At 54.6% G+C, this 18,355-nt stretch carries 12 protein-coding genes and 1 riboswitch; of the genes, 1 reads left to right on the top strand and 11 read right to left on the bottom strand.

The genetic code is table 11. The features are described 5' to 3' along the window. The first annotated feature begins 73 nt into the window (after positions 1 to 73). Complete coding sequence (locus tag AC3WJN_RS03790) at positions 74 to 1,789, top strand: sulfatase family protein (RefSeq protein ID WP_007777388.1); 1,716 nt, start codon at positions 74 to 76, stop codon at positions 1,787 to 1,789. An 82-nt stretch (positions 1,790 to 1,871) separates the two neighbouring features. On the opposite strand, the gene AC3WJN_RS03785 is transcribed toward AC3WJN_RS03790, so the two are convergent. The 11 genes from AC3WJN_RS03785 to AC3WJN_RS03735 all read right to left on the bottom strand — a co-directional run bounded on the left by AC3WJN_RS03785 (position 1,872) and on the right by AC3WJN_RS03735 (position 18,344). Further along, a complete protein-coding gene (locus AC3WJN_RS03785; RefSeq protein WP_005827500.1) occupies positions 1,872 to 2,132 on the bottom strand; it encodes an HPr family phosphocarrier protein in 261 nt (86 codons plus the stop codon). A 14-nt stretch (positions 2,133 to 2,146) separates the two neighbouring features. Continuing rightward, positions 2,147 to 3,874: a phosphoenolpyruvate--protein phosphotransferase gene (gene ptsP, locus AC3WJN_RS03780; RefSeq protein ID WP_007777390.1), complete on the bottom strand. Its 1,728-nt coding sequence runs from the start codon at positions 3,872 to 3,874 to the stop codon at positions 2,147 to 2,149. Positions 3,875 to 3,893: 19 nt separating this feature from the next. Next, a complete protein-coding gene (locus AC3WJN_RS03775; protein ID WP_007777392.1) occupies positions 3,894 to 5,054 on the bottom strand; it encodes a mannitol-1-phosphate 5-dehydrogenase in 1,161 nt (386 codons plus the stop codon). Positions 5,055 to 5,060: 6 nt separating this feature from the next. Next, a complete protein-coding gene (locus tag AC3WJN_RS03770) occupies positions 5,061 to 5,495 on the bottom strand; it encodes a PTS mannitol transporter subunit IIA (protein WP_007777394.1) in 435 nt (144 codons plus the stop codon). Beyond that, the gene (locus AC3WJN_RS03765) at positions 5,492 to 7,600 is read right to left on the bottom strand and encodes a BglG family transcription antiterminator (protein ID WP_025844597.1); all 2,109 of its coding nucleotides are present in this window, start codon (positions 7,598 to 7,600) and stop codon (positions 5,492 to 5,494) included. Before AC3WJN_RS03765 ends, AC3WJN_RS03770 begins: the two co-directional genes overlap by 4 nt. A gap of 64 nt (positions 7,601 to 7,664) precedes the next feature. Further along, the gene (locus AC3WJN_RS03760; protein WP_007779330.1) at positions 7,665 to 9,098 is read right to left on the bottom strand and encodes a PTS mannitol transporter subunit IIBC; all 1,434 of its coding nucleotides are present in this window, start codon (positions 9,096 to 9,098) and stop codon (positions 7,665 to 7,667) included. A gap of 940 nt (positions 9,099 to 10,038) precedes the next feature. Further along, positions 10,039 to 11,550 (bottom strand): degradosome RNA helicase CshA, encoded by a 1,512-nt coding sequence (cshA, locus tag AC3WJN_RS03755; RefSeq protein ID WP_007779327.1) that lies wholly within the window; start codon positions 11,548 to 11,550, stop codon positions 10,039 to 10,041. Between the two features lie 309 nt (positions 11,551 to 11,859). After that, a complete protein-coding gene (locus AC3WJN_RS03750; RefSeq protein WP_005835143.1) occupies positions 11,860 to 12,729 on the bottom strand; it encodes a transporter substrate-binding domain-containing protein in 870 nt (289 codons plus the stop codon). 122 nt (positions 12,730 to 12,851) lie between these two features. Continuing rightward, a complete protein-coding gene (locus AC3WJN_RS03745) occupies positions 12,852 to 14,825 on the bottom strand; it encodes a methyl-accepting chemotaxis protein (protein WP_007779320.1) in 1,974 nt (657 codons plus the stop codon). 73 nt (positions 14,826 to 14,898) lie between these two features. Continuing rightward, a riboswitch (cyclic di-GMP riboswitch) is annotated at positions 14,899 to 14,998 on the bottom strand. A gap of 214 nt (positions 14,999 to 15,212) precedes the next feature. Then, complete coding sequence (locus AC3WJN_RS03740) at positions 15,213 to 16,865, bottom strand: formate--tetrahydrofolate ligase (RefSeq protein ID WP_255344282.1); 1,653 nt, start codon at positions 16,863 to 16,865, stop codon at positions 15,213 to 15,215. A gap of 114 nt (positions 16,866 to 16,979) precedes the next feature. Beyond that, complete coding sequence (locus AC3WJN_RS03735; RefSeq protein ID WP_007779314.1) at positions 16,980 to 18,344, bottom strand: FAD-binding oxidoreductase; 1,365 nt, start codon at positions 18,342 to 18,344, stop codon at positions 16,980 to 16,982. Between the last annotated feature and the right edge of the window lie 11 nt (positions 18,345 to 18,355).

The raw sequence follows: 18,355 nt of genomic DNA, 5'->3' as shown, positions 1-18,355 counted from the left end.
TTTTTGTGGATAAGGACAAAGCTTATCCCCATATGTTGATAACAGTGTGAACATCTCACCTGGAGGCGTCCATATGTTGAGTCGCTTTTTTCAAACCCGTCCGAACATCCTGTTGATAATTGTCGATCAGGAGCGCTATCCGCCCGCTTACGAGGAAGCCTCTGTGCGGGCATGGCGCGATGCAGAGCTTCCCGCTCATTCTTTTTTGCGCAGCCACGGCCTGGAGTTCAAGCGCCACTACGCAGGCGCGACAGCCTGCTGTCCCAGCAGGGCCACGCTGTTTACCGGGCAGTACCCGTCCCTGCACGGCGTCACCCAGACGAGCGGCGCCGCCAAAAGCTCCCCTGACAGCGACATGTTTTGGCTCGATCCAAACACCGTGCCTACCATGGGCGACTACTTCCGCGCTCTCGGCTACCGCACGTATTACAAAGGCAAATGGCACATATCCGATCGCGATATTTGGGTACCGGGCACGCATCTGCCCATCCTGAGCTACGATTCCGGCACAGGCATGCCCGACCCGGAAAAGGAGCGCCTGTACTGGCTCGCCAATCGGTTAAACGACTACGGCTTTTCCGGCTGGATCGGCCCTGAGCCGCACGGCAGAGCCCCGCACAATTCAGGCTCGTCAGCCGCCATCGGCGTAAACGGCCGGGACGTGGTGTACGGCAGCGAGGTTGTCAGCCTGCTCGGTTGGCTCGATCAGGAAAAAAGTCGGCTCACACGCCCGGAGACGTACCAGCCGTGGCTCATCGTCGCTTCTTTTGTCAATCCACACGATATCGCCCTCTATGGGGATATCTCGGCACAAGTTCCGCTTTTTCGCTTTGAAGTAGAGCCATCCGTGCCCGCAATCGCTCCGCCTCCGACCCGGCACGAATCGCTTGAGACGAAGCCGCGCTGCCAGGCGAGCTATCGCGAGGTTTATCCACAAGCGTTCCAGCCGATCTCAGACGAGCCTTTTTACCGCCGCTTGTATTACCAGTTGCAAAAAAATGCCGATCAACAGATCATGCGCTTGCTGCAAGCATTGACGGCAACGTCCTTTTACCCGGAAACATTGATTTTGTTCACATCCGACCACGGCGAACTGCTGGGGGCACACGGCGGGCTCCATCAAAAATGGTATTGCGCCTACGAGGAAGCGATTCACCTCCCGCTCATCATCCACAATCCGCTGCTTTTTCCACAGCCTCTGTCTACCGAAATGCTGACCAGCCATGTGGATATCCTCCCGACCCTGCTCGGCTGTGCCCATGCGGATGTGGCGGCCATTTCCGCAGAATTGCAGTTGACTCACAGCGAAGTCCGCCCGCTTGCGGGAAAAGATTTCTCTGCGCTGATTCTCGGCAACGGCGAAACAGACGCAAGCGATACCGGGCCGCTATACTTCATGTCGGAGGATGATGTGACAAAAGGACAGCACCAGATCAGCCTGTTCGGCCAGCCCTATCACTCCGTCATCGAGCCGAACCGGATCGAAACCGTCATAGCCTGCCTGCCGTCTGCTGGACATGGACACCGGGAGTTGTGGAAATACTCTCGTTACTTCGCGGTGCCCCCATCACCTGCCGAGTCTTCCCCGGCCATCGAACCCGAATACGAATTGTACAATCTCAGCACAGATCCATCTGAAATGCGCAATCTCGCCGCACCTGCCTATGCCAATCCTTCCGCAGAGCCTGTGCGCCGCCAGATGGAGCGGATGCTGGTCGAACAGCGAGAGCAGAAGCGGCTCACGCCTCGACGCGCGTCACGGCAGCAAGGCAACGGAGCGCACTCTTGAAGAAAGCAAGCTTGCTGTCACGAAGCGCTTTGCTTTGTGTCAAAAGAAAAACCCCCTGTCAGAAAGGGGGTTTTTCCGGAATTTATCCTTCTTGCGACAGCAACACTTTTTCCAGCGCAGCAATCGCTTCGTTCTCGTCTACGCCATCGGCAATCAGGGTAATTTCCTCCCCTTTGGCGATCGCCGAAGCCATGATGCCCATGATGCTCTTTCCGTTGACCGTCTTTTCCTGTTTGACGATCTTGATCTCGCTGGAAAAGGACGTGGCCATCTTCACAAAATTAGCTGCCGGTCTCGCATGCAAGCCGTGCGGCAATTGGACTACAATTTTCTTCTCCACCATCCTGTTGTGCCTCCTTAGATGTCTTCTTGCAAAATTGTTTCTTTGACAAACGCTTCTACCTGCGCGGATGTGCTCATCTGCAAAATCGCGTCGATATGCTTTGCCATTTCCTCCCGGCTCAACTGGCTAATCTGCTTGCGGGCTGGCAAAATGCTGCTCGCGCTCATGCTGAACTCGTCGAGGCCGAGTCCCAAAAGGATCGGTACGGCAACAGGATCGCCTGCCATTTCTCCGCACATCCCTACCCATTTGCCTTGGCTGTGCCCTGCCTCGATGACGTTGCGCAACAGCCGCAGGACCGCAGGGTGATACGGCTGGTACAGGTAGGCTACCCGTTCGTTCATTCGATCCGCTGCCATCGTATATTGAATCAGGTCGTTGGTTCCGATGCTGAAAAAGTCTACTTCCCGCGCGAATACATCTGCCATCATGGCGGCAGCAGGGATCTCAATCATGATACCCACTTCGATGCGATCGGATACAGCGACTCCGCTGTTTTGCAAGCCCTGCTTCTCTTCTTCCAGGATCGCTTTGGCCGCGCGGAACTCCTCCAGCGTCGCTATCATCGGAAACATGATCTTCAGATTGCCATGCGCGCTCGCCCGCAGCAGGGCGCGCAGTTGCGTGCGGAACAGCTCCTGTCTGTCGAGACACAGCCGGATCGCGCGATAGCCGAGGAACGGATTCATCTCCTCCGGCATGTCCAGATAGGAGAGGTGCTTGTCGCCCCCGATGTCCAGCGTGCGGATGACGACAGGCTTGTCGCCCATGCCCGCGAGCACCTGCTTGTAGGCGAGGTACTGCTCTTCTTCTGTCGGGAAATCATCCCGTCCCATGTATAAAAACTCGGTGCGGAAAAGGCCAACCCCTTCTGCGCCGTTTGCGAGCGCGCCTGCCACATCGGCCGGGCTTCCGATATTGGCCGCCAGCTCCACGTGATGCTGATCTGCCGTAATGGTCGGGTTGTGGACCAGCTTTTCCAGCTCGGCCTTTTGCTCGGCGTACTCCGCCTGCTTCCTCGTATAGAGCGCGATCTCTTCCTCGCTCGGGTCGATGATGACCACGCCTTCATGCCCGTCCAAAATAACGAGTGTAGACGGCTGAACCGCGCTTGTGATCGTCTGCGTCCCGACCACGGCCGGAATCTCCAGGGAACGCGCCATGATCGCGGAGTGCGAAGTGCGTCCGCCAATGTCGGTCACGAAGCCTTTTACATAGCGGCGGTCAAGCTGCGCCGTGTCCGACGGAGTCAAATCCTCCGCCACAATGATGACTTCCTCTGTCAAAGAGCCGGGATGAAAAAAGTTCACTCCAAGCAAATACGCCAGGACACGCTTCGTCACGTCGCGAATGTCGGCTGCCCGCTCGCGCATGTAATCGTTGTCCATCTGTTCGAACAAGCCGATAAACGCCTGCGCGACGTCGTGCAGGGCGCTTTCTGCGTTCGTCATTTCTTGTGTAATCTTGTCTTTTACGGTGTCGACAAGCTCAGGGTCCTCCAAGACAAGCAGGTGGGCTCTGAAAATGTCGGCCTGCTCCGCGCCCATCTCTTTTTCCACGCGCAGCGCAATTTGCTGCAAGTCTGCCTTCGCCCGTTCCAGCGCTTCCTCGAAACGATGAATCTCACTGGCAGCATCTTCTACCGCTACCGTCTTGATTTGCATGTCAGGAGCGGTCAGCAAAAACGCCTTGCCGATGGCTACCCCTGCGGAAGCTTTTACCCCTACGATTTTTTGGGACATTCCTTGCACCCACCTTTCTTTACTTGGTACTGGTCCACTCCTGCATCAGCCGGGCTTGTCTGCGCACCACTTCCTCCAGCGGATGGCCTGCCGGAATGCCCGTGTTGTTGTGCAACGCATATTCCCACCCGAACAGTTTCAAGTCTGACTGGATGCGCACCGCTTCTTCGTCCTCTGGCGAGTCGAACAACAGCGCTGCGGCAATCGCCAACCCCAAATGCTCGGGACTGATTCCTCTCTCCATGCATTCCAGCGCAGGGCCTACCAGCCGATCGTGGCGGGACAGCTTGCGCAGCGGCGAACGCCCTACCCGGACCACTTCGTCCGAGAGCAGCGGATTCGTGAAGCGCGCCAATATTTTCTCGATATACTGCGTATGCGCCTGCTCGTCAAAGCCGTACTTGGCTACCAAAAGCGCTCCTGTCTCCTGCAAGGCGCCTCTCGCAGCCTTCGCCACCTTCTCGTTTTGCATCGCTTCATCAATCGTTTTCAATCCCAACTGATAGCCGAGATACGCAATCACGGCATGGCCGGTATTGACGGTAAACAGCTTTCTCTCGATGTACGGAGCCAAATCGTCTACATAGGTGACGCCTTCGATCTGCGGCACGTCTCCTACTAACTGCGAACGGTCCACGACCCACTCGAAAAACGGCTCTACCACAACGAGCAGCTTGTCTTCATGCTGCTGGATCGGCACGATGCGGTCTACCGCCGCATTCGGGAAACCGATCAACTCCGTCGCCTGTGCCTGCAGCTCTGCGGAGAGCCCCGCGAAAACGTGCTCCTTCAGCTTGGCGCTCCCGCCAATCATGTTTTCGCAGGCGATTACATTAAGCGGACGCGGATTGTCTGCCAGTCGCTTCGCAATGCCTGCCGCAATCGCTCCCGAAATCTGCCCGAGGACGTTTGGCCCTACAGCCGTAGTCACCAGATCGGCGGAAGCGATAGCAGCAGCGACAGCTTCGACATCCTGCCCGTGAATCGCCCGCACTCCTTCCACGACCGACTGGGGATTTCCTGCTGTTGCCAATTGCACGTGATACATTTTTCTCTGGTTCAGCTCGTCGACCAGCGCTGTGTTCACATCGACAAACACAACCTCGTAGCCTGCCTGTCTCAACAGTTGCCCGATGAAACCGCGCCCGATATTGCCTGCTCCGAAATGGACTGCCAGCATGAGCGACTACACCTCCTCGGTGAACATCGCCATGATTTCTTCTGCTGTAGAGGCTTGGACGATCCGCTTCACGTTTTCTTCCTCAGAGCAAAGGATGGCGATATTGGACAGCACCTCCAGATGCTCATCGCCTACTGCCGCAATCCCGACCAATAGGTACGCCGTATTCCCTTCGCCAAAATCGACGCCATCCGGCACCTGCACAACCGAGATTCCGGTGGATTGGATCTCTGCCTTTGCTTCGTTCGTTCCGTGCGGGATCGCTACGCCGCTGCCGATGTAGGTGGTCGCCAGCTCTTCGCGCTCCAGCATTTTTTCCACGTATTGAGCCGTCACGTGTCCGGCGCGAACCAGCAGCTCGCCTGCCAGTCTGATCGCTTCTTCCTTGTTCGCTGCCTTTGCATTCAGCATGATTTTCTCTGTGGTCAGTATGTTTTTCATTTTGTTCTCTCCCATCCTGTCTTTTTCAGGCAAAAGGCATATAGCCTGCCTGCTATATAATCAGCAATGCGCTGTGGTTCTCCTGTCTGCAACAAGTTCTGCATGTCTTCCTCGATCAAAAGTGAGCTGACCTCGCTGAGCACCTCCAGCCCTTCCTTGGGCACTTCCTTTGGCCCCAGCAGAAGCAGCAGCAGGTCAACCTGCATCTCCTCTTCATCCATCGAGCGAAGCAATACGGGCTGCTCCAGGCGGTGAAAAGTGAACGACGCTTTCTGCACCGCCTCGTTTCTGCCGTGGAACAGCGCCATGGACGTGCCGGGGATGCCTAGCCCGCCGAGCTTTTCGCGTGCGATCAATTGCTCGACGACCGCCTCTGCCGCAAAGACGGTTTCCCGTTTTTCCAGCTCTGTGCAAATGTCCCGCAAAAGAGCTGGCATATCGTGCTGGCTGTTACTGACGCGCTGTCCCCATAAGCCATCGAGAATTTGATTGGCGTAAGTGGCATAGAGCTGCATCGCCTTCAGTTGCTCCTGCGACTGCCTGCCAGGCGGCACAATTTTGCTTTCCTTTTTCGCCGCCCCCACCTGGACCGGGCGGTTGTGCAGATGAAACTTGATTTTTTGAATGTCGTCCTGCGGCAGCAGCGGGCTGACGACTACGTATTCTGCCGGGTCGAGCGCCAGCGGCAGGGTGGAAATAATCAGATCGTAGTCGCTGCGCGGCACGTTGCCCAGATCAAACATGGACAAGTTGCGCAAGCTGACGATCTCGGGAATTTCCTTTTTGATGCGCGTCGCCAAAATCTTCGACGAGCCGATGCCGCTGGAGCAGACGACCAGTGCGCGATAGCGATGGTGCTCCAGCCGCCCCCTCTCCAGCGCTGCCCCCAGATGCATGACCAGATAGCCAACCTCTTCCTCCGGCACTTGCAGCTCAGGCAGGAGGACCGCCACCACCTCCTTCGCCACCGTAAACAGCTCCGGGTAGTTTTGCTTGATCTGGCCGAGGATCGGATTGTGAATCTCCATCTGACGCCTGAGCCTGTACAGCGCCGGCTCCAGATGCGTCAGCAGGCCGTGAAACAAAGACGTGTCCTCCCGCAGCGAAAGCCCCAGACGCTCTTCGCACAGGGCAATGAAGCGTGCGGTCAAGGCGGCCAGCTCGGTATTTTCCGGCCAGACGGCGTCCTCGGGGGACTGCCGCAGCTTCGCTCCACGCAAATGCATCGTAATATAGCCGATTTCATCCTGCGGAATCTCCATCTGAAAGATGTGCTGCAGCCGTTCCATGATGTTTTTGGCGACGACGTATTCGGGGGTTCCCGCCAGCTCGCTCAGCGTATGCTCGTCGAAGCGAATCTTTTCGCCTTTTTCAATCCGCTCCATCGCCAGTGCCAAATGCGCGACCAGGCCGATATAGGCGCTGTCCGCGAGCGGATACGGCAGCTCGGCTTCGAGGTGGCTCAGGGCATTTTCCACCTTCATCAGCTTTTCCCGGTCGATCAGTGACAAAAGCCGCCGGGAAATCGAGTCCATGTCCCGCGAAGATTTGTTTTGAATGTTTTCCTTAATAATCCCGATCAGCTCGTGGTCATCGAGATGCTCGGCAATCAAACGGCTGATCGCCTTTCTTTTGGACGCCTCGTTTCCCAGCAGCTCGACTCCGTATCCTCGCTTTCTCAGCAAGGTCAGGTCGTAACGGCCGAGCAGTTCCTCGAGATCGTCCAGGTCGTGGCTGATCGTGGCGGTCGTTACCTTCAGATCAATCGCCAGCGAAATCAACTTGACGGGTTCTGTGGCTGCCAGCAGGGAGCAGAGGATGATCGCCTTGCGTTCCTCGGCGGTAAACTCCGTCGTCGTCTGGTGCAGGACAGACATTTTCAGCGCCAGCTTTTGCTCGGGTGTGCCTACAACCTCTACCCCGGCCCCCGTCTTGCGCACCAGTTCCAGACCGCTTTCGGCAAACAGCGGGTCGAGGGCGTCCAGCTCCCTGTGGACGGTTCGCGTGCTCACGCCGATTCGCTCGGCGATCTGCGCTACGGTTATGCCCTTTTTCTCCTGCAATAAAATTTCCATGATCGATCGCTGCCGTGAGGATACATGCATGCCCTTGCTCCCTCCTTAACGCCAAAGAGGGAAAACGCTAGCTTTCACTAGCGTTGATCCCCTTTTACCCCAGCCGTTTGACCAACTTGTCATACTCCGGACTATTCAAGAAGTTATCAATGGAGATGTGCTCGGCAGACGGTGCTTTTGCCCGCGCTCTCTCTGTCAGCGACTTGTGCGTAATGACGATGTCGGCATCATCAGGAATGTCGTTGATCGCGGTGTTGATAACCGTGATCTCGCCAAGTCCGGCATCCTTGAACTTTTTGCGCAGGGATGCCGCCCCCATTGCGCTGGAGCCCATACCAGCGTCGCAAGAAAAGACTACTTTTTTCACATCGGCAGCCACCACTGCTTTCGCCGCCGCTACCTCTTCTCCTTCTGCTGCTGGTTGCTTTTTGCCTTTCAGTTCCTGCATTTTTTCCGTCGCTTTTTCCAACTCGTCCTCATCGGACTTGCCGCCCATTTTCAGCAATGCAGCCGCGATGACGAAGGAAACGACTGTCGCTGCAACAACCCCTGCCAACACTGGCAGCAAGCCGCCCCGCGGAGCCATTGCACTGAGAGCGAAAATGCTACCTGGCGATGGCGATGACACCAGTCCTGCTCCAAGCAGCGTGAAGGTGAAGACCCCTGCCATTCCGCCGCCTATTGCCGCCAAAACGAGGCGCGGATTCATCAAGATGTAAGGGAAGTAAATTTCGTGAATACCACCGAAAAAGTGAATGATAACCGCACCTGGCGCCGACTGCTTGGCGTTGCCGCGCCCTGCCAGCCAATATGCCAATAGGATTCCCAAGCCAGGCCCTGGATTTGTCTCCATGAGGAAAAAAATTGATTTCCCTGTTCTCACTGACTCTTCCAGTCCAATCGGACTAAAAATACCGTGGTTAATTGCATTGTTCAAAAACAGCATCTTCGCCGGCTCGACTAAAATGCTTGCGAGCGGCAGCAATCCTGCATCCACAATCACTTGAACACCGGAAGCGAGTGCTTTGCTAAGACCAGTCACGACCGGACCAATCGCTAGGAATGCTATTATCGCAAGCACCCCCCCAATTATTCCCGCCGAAAAATTGTTAATCAGCATTTCAAAACCAGAACGAATTCTGCCTTCAAGTAGTTGGTCCACTTTTTTCATGATCCAACCACCGAGAGGTCCCATTATCATTGCTCCCAAAAACATCGGGATGTCTGATCCAACTATAATCCCCATTGTGGCAACGGCCCCTATGACACCGCCACGTACATCGTGAATCATTTTCCCACCCGTGTATCCGATCAAAAGCGGTAGCAGATACGTAATCATTGGAACAACCAACTTGGCCAGTTCCTCATTAGGCCATCGCCCCGTGGGGATAAACAACGCCGTAATCAATCCCCAGGCGATAAACGCGCCGATGTTCGGCATCACCATCGCACTGAGAAACCGCCCAAATTTTTGTACCGAGACTCGCACACCGCCGGAAGATTGGTTCTTTGTCGCCAAGTTCTCCATACTGGACCCTCCTTTACCCTGTCTATAAAAATGTTGACATGATTAAACAGATAATGTGCACACCTCAAATATAAAGCGTTTACATACGCGTCACAACAAAATCAAAGCGCGAATTTGTCGTCCTTATTGTTGCCAAAACTTAATAACGGCTAAAAAAAAGACTTCCGCTCCGCAGAGCCGAAGTCTCTTTTCCTTAAAAATCTTCTCTTTCCACCTTCATCACTTTTCCCGTTTCCGCATTGACCTCGACTCAAGAATCTGTCACATTCTCTCCCAGTGTGTCGGGTAATATCAAAGGAATACCCGTTACCGTAGGCGGTTCCATTAGTAGCACTGTTGGCTACACATTAAATGTCCCTGCCAATAAAACTGTATATATGGGATACAGAGTGAAATATAGCGTTGAAGAGGGGACTAGGGAAATGATTGACCTGGTCACTGGAAAAGTCGTCTCTAGTAACACCTATGTTGTTAAAAATCCGAAATTCGGTGAATACAAACTAATCGACGCAAAGTGATCCCCAAGTAACAAACAAAAAGGATTGGCTAACCAGCTAATCCTTTTTGTTCAGAATGAAGTATCCTAGTTTTGAAAGTGTGTACATAGCGAAGATAGACATTAATGTCTTAGAAATGACGTAACCATCAACGGCCAATTGATATCCCGGGGGTATTAAACTCTTGGGATTAAACCAAAAGTAAACGGAAACTACCGCAGGTATCAGTATCAGAATTTACGCTATGACATGCCTGTTTTCCATGGAGATTCTGCCACCTTATACGATTATTAGTCATTCTGACTGGAATCCATTTTGACAATGATTGGCTTTAAATTCAAGAGAAATTTTTACCAAAATATCCCTCATTCTCCATTTCTTTCTTGCATGCAAAAAAAGCCGACGCAATCACCATTGCATCGGCTTTTCCTTATCGGTAGCGCTTAGCGCTGTTTGTTATATGGTCTTCCTGCGGACTCGCCGCTGCGGGAGCGGGACTCGCCGCCGCGCGGGCGGGAATCGCCACTGCGAGGACGGAACTCGCCGCTGCGCGGGCGAGGTGGGCGTTTGCCGCCGAAGCCGGAGCCAGAGCCGTATCCGCCTTTTCCTTTCGGGAACGTCTTTTTCTTGCCTACGCGCAGAGGCGCTTCTTCGGTCAGGCGAACCGGAGTCATATCCGGCTCTTTGGTCAGCAGCTTGAGGGCAGCAGACACGAGCGTCACAGAATCAATATCCTCCAGCAATTGCTCCGCCAATGTTTTGTAGGCGCTCAAGTCTTCGCGGCCGGACGCCTCCAAAATTTTCTCCACGGTCAAACGCTGCTGGCCTTCCAACGCTTCTGCCATCGTCGGCACCGAACGACGCTCCATGCGGCGGTTTGTCGCGCGCTCGATCAGACGCAGATGGTCGATTTCGCGGGAAGTGACAAACGTGATCGCCAGACCTGTTTTCCCGGCACGACCCGTACGGCCGATACGGTGAACGTAGCTCTCGGAGTCTTGCGGAATGTCGAAGTTGAATACGTGCGTTACGCCGCTGATATCCAGACCGCGGGCAGCAACGTCTGTCGCCACCAGCACCTCGATCGTGCCTTCCTTGAACTTGCGCAGCACGCTGTCGCGTTTTGCCTGGTTCAAATCGCCGTGGATTCCTTCAGCGCCGTAGCCGCGCTTGGTCAGCGCTTCCGACAGCTCATCTACACGACGCTTGGTGCGCCCGAAAATAATCGCCAGCTCAGGCGAGTGAATATCGAGCAAGCGGCAGAGCACGTCGAATTTTTGCTTTTCGGCAACTTCCATATATTGCTGTTCGATGTTTGGAACGGTGACTTCCTTCGGCTTGACGGAAATCAGTGCCGGCTCTGTCATGAACTGCTGCGCGATTTCCTGAATCGCTCTCGGCATAGTCGCAGAGAACAGCAACGTTTGACGGTTGTCAGGCACTTCTTGCAAAATTTCCTTGATGTCATCAATGAAGCCCATGTTCAGCATTTCATCCGCTTCGTCCAGGACGACGATCTCGATCGCGTCGAGGCGGATGGTTCTTCTGCGCATATGGTCCATAAAACGTCCCGGCGTTGCCACGATGATTTGCGGACGCTTTTTCAGCGCCTTGATCTGGCGGGTAATGTCTTGACCGCCGTAGATCGGCAGCGCGGAAATGTTTTTGAACTGGGCGATCTTGTTGATTTCTTCTGCTACCTGCACAGCCAGCTCGCGAGTCGGCGTCAGGACAACCCCTTGAATGTTGCCGTTGTTTTCATCGAGGCGTTCCACCAGCGGAATCCCGAATGCAGCCGTTTTCCCTGTACCTGTTTGCGCCTGTCCGATCAAGTCCCGGCCTTGCAGAGCAACAGGAACGGTTTGCTCCTGAATCGCAGTCGCCTCTTCGAATCCCATATTGCCAAGCGCTCTTACAACAGAATGATGCAAACCAAAATCATAAAATGTAGTCAATGAACGTCAGTCTCCTTTTACTTTACCTTCTTCTATAAAATCCTCACTAAAAAAGGGCACTATTCCTTACAGCCGGAACATGCCCTTTTATCTCCGATTGTACATAAGCACCCCACAAAGAACATAGCTGTAATCGTACCATGCATCCTGTAAAATTGCAAACGGCATTTGTGCCCATTTTCCTCTAGTCTCAACAGATTGGCGCAGAAACATACCTCCGTTAACTGCAAAAACAAAAGCAGCCCTGCCCGGATCATCCAGACAGGACTGCTTTCTTCCGTCATCGCGCTTTCATACCCGGCACCGCGATTATTTTACCCATTTATGGAACAGCTCGTCGAATTTCCCTTGCAGCTTCATTTCGTCCATCCAGACATCGAGATAGCTGGCGAAAATAAAGTCGCCGCGCGGAATCATGTACGCTTTTTCGCTGCGGGTAAACGGCTTGTCCGTCAGAGCCGCGTACAGGCGGGAATCGGCTTTGGAATACACCATGGCTTCGATCGTGTCGGTAATCATCACATCGTATGTGCCGTTGGCGACAAGGCCAGGGATGTCCAGGTTGTTTTGCACGACAGTAACGGTAGCGTTTTTCAAATGGTCGCGCACGAACTGTTCGTTGGTACCGCCCGGATTCACGCCAATGCGCACTTCTTTTTTATTGATGTCTTCCAGGCTTTTGTACTTGTCCTTGTCCTGCACGCGAATCAGCGGAGCTTTTCCGAACTCGATGTACGGATCGCCCATGTGCGCTTTTTTCTGGCGATCGGTGTTGCGGGTCACGCCGCCGACCGCGATGTCAAATTTGTTCGCCAGCAGATCGTCCATCAGCGTCGGCCAGGAGGTTTGCACGAAGCGCGCTTCTACTCCAAGGCTTTTCGCAAACTCTTTCATCGCGTCGATGTCGTAGCCTTCAAATTCGTTCGTTTTCGGGTTCAAATATGTGAACGGCTTGTAGTCGCCCGGTGTGCCCACGAGAATGTATCCCCGTGCGATAATCTCGTCGAGGCGGGACTCAAACTGTTTGTTTTCCTGTTTGTTTTCCTGTTTTTTGACCGCTTCCACTGCTGCGGTCTGCCCGGTTTGCGCGCCTGTAGTAGCAGCAAACGCTCCGGTTCCAGTCATCAGCATCGTTGCAGCGAGCGCGCTCGCCATCATTCTTTTTGTCCACTTTTTCATTAGATTCTTCTCCTCCCGATTGTCGATCAGTCTGTCTCATGCCCATCTGCTGTTTCGAGCTGTCTCATCCCTTACATGGCATCCCCCCTTTAACCAGGGACGGGCTTTAGCCTTACAAGGTCTTACAAGGTGAACTTGCCTACGCCCTGCTGCAACTCCTCCGTGACCGTGTTCAACTGCTCGACCGAACGGGCAATGTCCTGAATGGCTTGCAACTGTTCGGCCGTGGCCTCCACGACCTTCTGCGCGTCTTCCGAGGCAAGCTTGGCAATGTTGTACATTTCGTCGACCGAGGCGCTCACCTGCTCAGAGCCTGCAGACATTTCCTCCGATGCCGCCGACACCTCCAAAATATGGGCGGCAACATTGCGCGACGATTCCAAAATATGCGCGAAAATATCCCGCACCTCTTCGATCATCGAAATGCCTTCCTGCGCCTCGCGATTGCCGGTGTTCATCACTTCTACCGCGTGGCGGGTATCCTGCTGGATTTCCCCGATCAGCGCCGCGATTTTCGCAGCCGACTCCTCGGATTGATGCGCCAGATTTTTCACTTCTCCCGCCACGACGGCAAAGCCGCGGCCGTGCTCGCCAGCCCGCGCTGCCTCAATCGACGCGTTGAGCGCAAGCAGGTTGATTTGCGAGGTTAACTGGCTGATCGTATCGAGAATCCCTTCGATCTCCTTGGATCGGCTGTTCAAGCGCTCAATGGCTTCAGCCGCTCTGGTCGTGCCCTCTCCGATGCTGCCCATTTGCCGGACGGCCTGCTCGACGACTGCTGCGCCTTGCTCGGCCTGATCCGATGCCTCGCGCGCCGCTTCGGACACATGCGCGGATGTCTCTGCAATTTTCACAATCCCCGCCGCCATGTCATTCATGGACAAGGCGACGTCCTTGGAGCTGGTAGCCTGTGCCTCGGCCCCGCTGGCAATCTGGTTGATTGACGTCCCGATCCGGTTTACGTTTTCGGTCGCGTGTTCAATTCCTGCCGACACTTCATGCGTAAAGCGCAGCACCTGCTCCGACGATTGCGACACGCCTTCGATCAAGCCTTTCAAGTGCGAGACGGTCTGGTTGAAGTCGCGGGAAAGCACTGCGATCTCATCTTTTCCGGCCACCGTGACCGTCTCTGTGAGATTGCCCTGGGCGACGACATTGACGGCCTGGTTCAGACGCTGGATCGGTCGAACCAAACGAACCGACAGCCAGTACACGAAAATGATGCCCACCGCCAGAACGACCAAGGAAATAGCCAGCAGCTTGATCGACAGTTCGTTGACCGGAGCGTGCAGGTCTTTGGCCGGAGCAGTGATGAACACTCCCCAGTTCAATCTGGTCGAAGCGTAGGAGGCGAATTGCGCCGCTTGTCCCTCTTCGTATTGAATGATTCCGCGACCGCCCTGTGCCGTTGCTTCAAAGGCGGTTTTCAACTCAGGAATATTGCTGTCGAGCACCGACTGCTTCAAAATGACTTCGCTGTTCGGATGCCAAATATACGTTCCTTTTTTGCTCACCAAAAAGGCATAACCGCTATGTCCGAACTTCTCCTCGGAAACGGTCTTCTGAATCTCGTTGATCGGAATGGTCGAACCGACATAGCCGTATTGGCGATTGTCCTTCATCAGCGGAACGATGATCGTCACGATGTAGTTGCCTGTCCGCTGCGACACGACCGGCTCGGAAACGATGATTTTCCCCTCGCCTCGTCCTGCCTCCTGAAAATGCGGACGATCAGACGGGTTCGTCTCCTCGCCCTTGAAGTTGATGACTTTTTTGCCGCTCAGGTCATAGGAAAAGAAAAACGTCTCAAACTCGGGGTTTTTCTTCTGCGCCTCCTGAATCAGCTTCAAGTCATGGTCGAAATTGTTGTCGGCGGAAATCATCTCTCCGATCGTTTCAACAATTCCGATTTTTTCTTGGAAAAAGCTGTCGATTCTGATGGAAAGATTGCTGGCCGTAAGTTCCGCTTCTTTGTCCAGGCTGGACGACAGCAACTGCGACGAGCTGTAGTAGCTGGCACCGCAGACCGTACCCAAGCTGACAATCAAGAGCAGGCACATGACGACGATTAGCTTTTTCTTCAAACTGGATTCCATCTCACGCTGTACCTCCTATCTTTTTTTGGCAACAAAAAAGACTGCCACCCGGACAGCCTTCTTACGTGTACGGCATGGCAACCCGGCTATCGTAGCAGCAGAAGATGCGCTCTGCTTGCCTTAGACCCGTGGCTTTGCGTCCCTGCCTTTCAACAGGTTTGCCTTTGTCATTTTTTGTCGTTTTATCTGTATAAAAATACTATAGCACAACATCGGAAAAATGTGGGTTAACTTTAAAATAATGGCTTGGATTTTTTTCCACACAAAATCTATACCCAAATTGTTTGACAAGTAAACTACTTTCTGCGAAATAATTGCGAAAAAATCGTAAAAAGTCTGACAGCTTGTTGTTGGTGTCAGCCTGTCGTCCACTTTTGACTTCTTCGTTTAGCTCAGCCCTTCCACGTGCCCGTGCTCATCCACATACAGCGATTCGGCCGCAGGTTTCTTCGGGAGTCCCGGCATCGTCACCAGGCTTCCGGTCAAGGCGACGATGAAGCCTGCTCCTGCCGAAATCCGCACTTCGCTCACCTGAATGGTAAAACCGACAGGGGCGCCAAGCTGATCGGCCCGATCTGTAAAGGAGTACGGCGTCTTCGCCATGCACACAGGCAGATGGGACAGCCCCATTTCCTCTACCTTCTGGATCGTTTTTGTCGCCAGCGGCGAAAAGACTACCCCGGAGCCGCGGTAAATTTCTTTGACCACCGTCTCAATCTTTTCCTTCACGCCGAGGTCTTCTTCGTACAAAAAGCGGAATTGCCCAGGGCGCTCTGCCGCGCGCGTCACTTTTTCCGCCAGTTCGATTGCGCCTTCTCCGCCTTCTGCCCACGCCTTGGACAGCGCCGCCTCGGCACCTGCCTCCTGGCACAGCGCCATGACTGCGTCGATCTCCGCTTGGGTATCAGTGGCAAAATGGTTGATCGCTACAACCGCCGGCACGCCGAACTTCTGCAAGTTTTCCAGATGGCGACGCACGTTGGCGAAGCCTTTTTCCAATGCGGCGAGGTTTTCTTCGGCCAAATCCGGCACTTTGATTCCGGCGTTGTACTTCAAGGAACGCACGGTAATGACCACGACTGCTGCCGATGGCGTCAGCCCGGCTTTTCTGCACTTGATGTCAAAAAACTTCTCCGCGCCCAGGTCAGCGCCGAAGCCCGCTTCCGTTACGACGTAGTCGGCCAGCTTCAAGGCTGTCTTCGTGCCGATCACGCTGCTGCATCCGTGCGCGATATTCGCAAACGGACCACCGTGGACGATGACTGGCGTGCCCTCAATCGTTTGCACGAGGTTTGGCTTGATCGCTTCCTTGAGCAGTACGCACATCGCCTCGACCGCATTGATTTCTTCCGCCCGGACTGGCTTGTCTTCAAAATCGTAGCCGATGATGATGTGGTTCAGCCGCTCGCGCAAGTCGGCGAGGTTCTCGCTCAGGCACAAAATCGCCATGATTTCCGATGCGGTCGTAATCATGAAGCCGTCTTCGCGCGTCATGCCGTTGCCGTCTCCCAGCCCGACCACGATATTTCTGAGCGCGCGGTCGTTCATGTCCATCGCCCGTTTCCAGACGATTTTTTTCGGATTGATGCCCCGCGGATTGCCGTGGAAAATATGGTTGTCGATCATCGCCGCAAGCAAATTGTGCGCCGCGGTAATGGCGTGAATGTCGCCAGTAAAATGCAGATTGATTTCATCCGCAGGGAGGATTTGCGCCTTGCCGCTTCCGGTAGCTCCTCCTTTTATCCCCATGCACGGGCCAAGGGACGGCTCGCGGAGCGCTGCAATCGTCCTTTTTCCAAGCAGATTGAGCGACTGCGACAAACCAATCGTGGTCAGCGTCTTGCCTGCTCCTGCCGGATTGGGATTCATCGCGGTAACGAGAATCAGCTTGCCATCAGGTCGGTCTTTTATTTTATCCCACAGCTCATCAGAGATTTTTGCCTTATACTTTCCGTAAAGCTCCAGATCCTGTTCATCGATACCTGCTGCCTTGGCAATCTCAACAATCGACTTCATACCTGCCTCCCTGCCTTGCGAAATGTTTATTTACCAATCTTCTACATTCCACATTGCAGTTTGTTCTCCTTTCCGGCGCTCCACTTTTCGCAAAAAGAAAACCTGCATTCTGTTGCGCATTCAGAATGCAGGCTGTCATTATTTGTCGAATATTTTTCCCGGGTTCAAAATGCCGTTCGGATCGAGGACTTGCTTCATCGACCGCATCACGTCCAGCGCCGCTCCGTGCTCCTTGCGCTGGTATTTGACCTTGCCGACTCCGACGCCGTGCTCTCCGGTGCACGTCCCGCCTCTGCCGAGCGCGTACTCTACCAGATGCGCATTCAGCGCCTCGGCGCGCGCCATTTCCTCGGGATCATGGACGTCTATCATCACAATCGCGTGGTAGTTTCCGTCGCCCACATGCCCTAGTACGGCTCCGTCCAGACCCGAGCGGTCAATAGCCTGTCGGGCGTCGACCACTGCTCCGGCCAGTTCGGAAAACGGCACGCATACGTCTGTCACCATCATCTTTTTCCCTGGCGACTTATGCACGAAGGCGTAGGCCAGATTGTGGCGGGCATCCCAGAGCACAGCCCGCGCCTTGGAATCGGTCTCGAACAAAAACTGCGTGCAGCCGTGCTCGGTCGCGATCGTCTGGGCAAACTCGATGTCGTGCGCCAAGCTCTGCTCGCTGCCGTGAAACTCGATAAAAAGCGTCGGGTTTTCCGGGTAGCTCGTCTCTTTGTACAAATTCACCTGGCGAATGGAGCGCTCGTCAACCAGTTCGATCCGCGCCACCTGAATCCCGGCTCCGAGAATATCGACGACAGTATCTACCGCGTCCTGAACTGTCGGGAAGCTGGCCCGCGCTGCCATCGTCACCTCCGGAATCCCGTACACGCGCAGCGTCAGCTCGGTGAACACGCCCAATGTCCCTTCCGAGCCGACGAACATTCCGGTCAGGTGATACCCGGACGAAGACTTGGCTGTCATGCTGCCCGTATGGATGATACGGCCATCGGCCAGCACCACTTCCAGATCGCGAACCTGATCGCGCATCACTCCGTAGCGTACCGAGGTCGTTCCGCTCGCATTGGTGGCCGCCATGCCGCCCAGCGTCGCGTCAGCCCCAGGGTCCACGGAAAAAAACAAGCCGTGCTTTTTCAGCTCGCGATTTAGCTGGGTGCGCGTCACGCCTGGCTGCACCCGCACGAGAAAATCTTGCGGCCGCACCTCCAGCACCTGGTTCATCAGCGAAAAGTCCATGCTGATGCCACCCGCGTACGGAATCGCGTGCCCTTCCAGGCTGGTGCCCAGTCCAAACGGCGTCACCGCAATCCGCTTTTCATTGGCCAGCTTCAGGATTGCGCTGACCTCTGCCGCCGTCTGCGGAAACACGACTACGTCCGGCAAATGCGGCGTGTGATACGATTCGTCATGGCTGTGGTGCACAAGAACGGTCGGGTTGGTCGTCACCCTGTCTTCTCCTAGCAGACTCACTAATTGCTGTTGATAGTCCACGCATACTCTCT

It is taken from the genome of Brevibacillus sp. FW306-2-1A-C05A, from assembly GCF_058781555.1.
The sequence above is the reverse complement of the archived record's forward strand: the minus strand, read 5'-3'. Positions and strand labels throughout refer to the sequence as shown.